The sequence below is a fragment of the Desulfosarcina sp. genome (assembly GCF_033791525.1).
Classification (GTDB): Bacteria; Desulfobacterota; Desulfobacteria; order Desulfobacterales; family Desulfosarcinaceae; genus Desulfosarcina.
Genome location: NZ_JASJGN010000001.1, coordinates 1 through 4,224 on the forward strand (window position 1 = coordinate 1; position 4,224 = coordinate 4,224).

Sequence of the window (4,224 nt, forward strand, 5' to 3'; positions counted from 1 at the left end):
CAGGGGTGTCGATGCCGGTATAACGCACATGTCGGCCGTCTTGCAATACGATGGTATCCCCATCCACAACCCACTTGGCCATGACCCAGGCATTAGCATCGCCGGAGACGACCGAGGCGGCGATGATCAGCACAACCAGGCCAATACATCGGATGCTATTTTTTATCATGACCACAAAAGTATTCATGGCCTCAGGTTACAAATCTTAATGGCACTGTTGTCCAATATCCGACCCAAACCACCGTCCGGTGGCGGGACAAACCCCATGGTTTTCTGCCACACTTCATTATCTTCCATACAGAAATAGACGGTTACCTCCGGCGCTGCGGCTCGAATCCAATTCACCATCTGCTGGTAAAGGGCGATGCGCAGTGGTTTAAAGTAGCGCATTTTGTTGTCTAAACCGCTGATAAATTCGCCGTAGGCAATTTTGGAATCTGGAAACCGTTGGGCGATGATCGGCTTGAGGGCAGGCATGAAGCGCAGGGTGCCAAGGCTGATCCAGACGATATTTTCCGGTCGGATACACTGAAATAGCTGGGTTACCACCTTGTGGTAATCGGTTTCGCAACCCTCGTAAATTACCATGGGATCGAAGTGAAAAGCCAGCGGATAACCCCATTCCTGGCAGCGGGCCGCTGCCGCCAAACGTGCATCCAGTGTAGCCGTGCGCCGCTCTTCAACCTTCATGACGGCCGGTGTGTTCAATGACCAGGAGAGGATGGTTTTTCGCCGGTGGTCCAAGCCGTTGAGCCGGCCAATGTTGACTGTTTTGGTTTTTAGCTCAAGTACGGCCTTGTCCTGAACGGAAAAGCGGGAGACCAGGTAATCGGTCAAATCGGTCCACTTTTCCCAAATAAGGCTGTCGGTGAACTCCCCGGTTCCCACCCGACTGATCGCCTTTTTTAGAAAAAGGGTGCTAAGTTCCGCGTCCAAATCTTCACGATTCACGAAAAACTGCAGCAGCGGCGGATGAAAATAGCTTTGCAGGATACAATAGGAGCAATCCATCGTACAAAAGGATGCCACATGCAGGATCTGGTAATCGCAGCATGTGTATTCACGGGTTCCCGGACATGGTTTTAAAAAACCGCCCTGGTTGCGGGTCAGGTAGAGCACCTGCTTAGCGCGGCCTACCGGATCTGCAGCACGGTTGATCCATTGATACAGCGAGACAGGGTCATCCACACGTTCGGCCGGCAGGTCCAGGTGGCGGCAGATCCGTTCGGTTTCCGGGTGGGATGCAATAGTGGCATCGATAAACAATTTTTTAAGGATCACGGGATTCTTTTCTCGTAAGCGTTCAGAGGTTCAGGGTTCAGCGATCTGGGTTTTGGGTTTTGGGCCTACTCTCATCCGTTGACTTTGGCTAAGGATTACGATGAACCCTGAACCGTCGAACCGCAAACCGTTGAACCGGCGGTCAGTTCAGGCTGACGGATTCCGGCTCCTGGGCCGGAAATCGTATGCTGAAGGTGGTGCCTTCCCCCTCGGTGGACGTCACATCGATGGTGCCCTTGTGTTCTTCCACCAGTTTGGCGGTAACCAGCAGACCGAGTCCGGTTCCCTTCACACCCTTTGTGCTGAAAAAGGATGAAAAGAGCTTGGCCCTGACTTCCTCGGACATACCGCAGCCGTTGTCCATCACGTCGAAGCGAATGGTCCCGGTATCCTCCCGTTCGGTAGCCACCGTCACCTGATGGTCCTTGTCGACATCAGGGTCAAAGATACATGCATCGATGGCATTTGTCACCAGATTCATCAAACAGCGGTGCACCGTGCGCGGGTCCATGACCACGGGTACCATCTGGTCGGAAAATTGCCGGACCATGGCCACGTCATGATCCTGGGCCACGCCACCCAGCAGTTCACATACATCCTCGGCAATCTCATTGGGGTGGCAGGGTTCATACTCGGGCTCCCGCTCCTTGGAGTAGGAGAGCAGATCCATCACCAGGTCCGAGGTGCGGGTGATGTTGCGCTGGATCATTTCCCAACCGCTGCGCATTTTTTCGGTGTTGTCCCGCCCCAGCCCTACATCCATCAGGTAACTGCCTCCTTTGAACCCGTGAAGGATGTTCTTGATGCAGTGAGCCATGCCGGCGACGGTCTGGCCGACGGCCGCCAGCCGTTCGCTGTTCACCAGATCCCGTTCCAACCGCTTGATTTCACGCAAATCCTGAAAGAACGCCACGGTTCCCATCATTTTTCTCTTTTCCCTCAGGACCGTGCCTGCAAATCGCACCGGGATGGACTCGCCGGTACTGGCTTTGATTTCGCTTTCCGTCCAGGGTGAACGCTCATTGACATCGGCGCCCAAGCCGGTTCGGGTAAGGGTCTCTTGCACCCATTGCGGCAGATAGTCCCGGGCATCTTTGGTGGCCACCACATCGACGGCGGAGTAGCCGAAGATCCGCTCGGCGGCCGGGTTGAAAATGACGGTTTGCCATTTGTCGTCCGTGGCAATGATGCCGTCATTGGCACTTTTTATCAATTTGGCCTGGAAGTTGGATTTGCGGATAATCTCCTCTTGCAACATGGCATTTTCAATGGTCGCCCCGATGCGATTGCCCATCAGGTCCAGCAGGTGCAGTTCCTCCGATGAAAACCGTTCGGTCTCTCTTTCGATGCGCATGACACCAAGTCCCTTGGTCTCTTTGGCGCTGATGGGAATATAGGCAAAGGTGGCACCCGTTGTCTCCGTATCATTGGAAAAACGGCCTTGTTGATCCCCGGTGTTGTAGACGATGGGTTTATCGGTGCGGGACACCTTGCCCATAATCTCCGCTTGCGAATCCGGTCCGGCCTGGCCATAACCCGGATCCGCATAGCAGGCGTTGAAATAACGCAGGTCAAACCGGCTTCCGTCTTCAGACATATATAGGCAAACGCTTTCCGCTTTCATGAAGTCACGGATCTCCAGCACCGCCCCTTCAATGCGCTCTTGGAGGGGCAGCGGCGCATTGAGGGACGTATAGATGGAGTACAGGGTGGACAGTTCCCGATTGCGACGACGCTGCTCCTCTTCTGCCCGTTTGGCCGCGGTGGTGTCCCACAGGGTCTCGATGGCTCCCACCACGGTGCCGTCGGCGGCCTTGATGGGGGCGGCGGTGAACCAGCACCATCTGCCGCCGTTGCCCAGTTTTGGGAAAAAAACCTCCGCTTCGTACCCGCCGTCGATGAGTGCGGAATTCTGCCATTTGCCGCCGTATAGATCCCAAATTTCCTGGTCGCTCTTCTGGTCCAGAATGAGATCAGCCATGGACGGGCGCTCGCTGTTCCAGAAGGGCGCCCACTGGCGGTTGGTGCCCACCATCTCCAGCGAGGGGTGGCCGGTGAACTTTTCCATGGCCTGGTTCCAGTGGGTAATGGTGTGGTCCCGGTTTAAAACAAAGGTCGGAATGGTGCTGCCCTGAATGATTTGCGACAGTGCGCGCTGGTTCTCCTCCAGCTTGTGAGTGTATTGCCGTCGGTCGGCCTCGGCCCGTTTTTTATCCGTGTTGTCCCACAACGTTTCGATGGCACCGATGACACTGCCGTCGGCGGTCTTGATGGGAGCCGCGGTGAACCAGCACCACTTTCCGCCGGGGCCCACCTTTGGGAAAAAGACCTCCGCTTCGTAGGCACCGTCGATGAGTTCGGATTTTTTCCACTTGCCGCCATAAAGATCCCAGATCTCCTGGTCGCTCTTTTGATCCAGGATGAGATCGGCCATGGACGGGCGTTCGCTGTCCCAGAAGGGCACCCACTGGTGGTTGGTGCCCACCATCTGGGATCCCGGATAGCCGGTCAACTTCTCAAGGGCCCGATTCCAATAGGTAATCACATGGTCTTCATTGAGGACGAAGGTGGGGATGGTACTGCCCTGAATAATCTGGGAGAGCGTCCGCCGGCTTTCTTCAAGCTCACGGTTGTGACGGGTTCGCTGGGCCTCGGACTCCTTTTTCTCCGTGGTGTCCCAGAAGGTTTCGATGGCACCGATGACACTGCCGTCGGCGGCCTTGATCGGCGCCGCGGTAAACCAGCACCACTTTCCGCCGTTGCCCAGTTTGGAGAAAAAAACCTCCGCTTCGTAGGCACCGTCGATGAGTTCGGATTTTTTCCACTTGCCGCCATAAAGATCCCAGATCTCCTGGTCGCTCTTTTGATCCAGGATGAGATCGGCCAAGGACGGGCGTTCGCGGTGCCAGAAGGGCCCCCACAGGTGGTTGGGGCCCACCATCT

The 4,224-nt window shown here is 55.7% G+C and carries 2 protein-coding genes; both read right to left on the bottom strand.

Translation table 11 applies throughout. The annotated features are described in order from the left end of the window. Positions 1 to 183 precede the first annotated feature (183 nt). Complete coding sequence (locus QNK41_RS00005; protein ID WP_319252456.1) at positions 184 to 1,281, bottom strand: SPL family radical SAM protein; 1,098 nt, start codon at positions 1,279 to 1,281, stop codon at positions 184 to 186. A 142-nt stretch (positions 1,282 to 1,423) separates the two neighbouring features. Then, the coding region (locus QNK41_RS00010; protein WP_319252458.1) for a PAS domain S-box protein at positions 1,424 to 4,224 on the bottom strand (2,801 nt) is incomplete at its 5' end.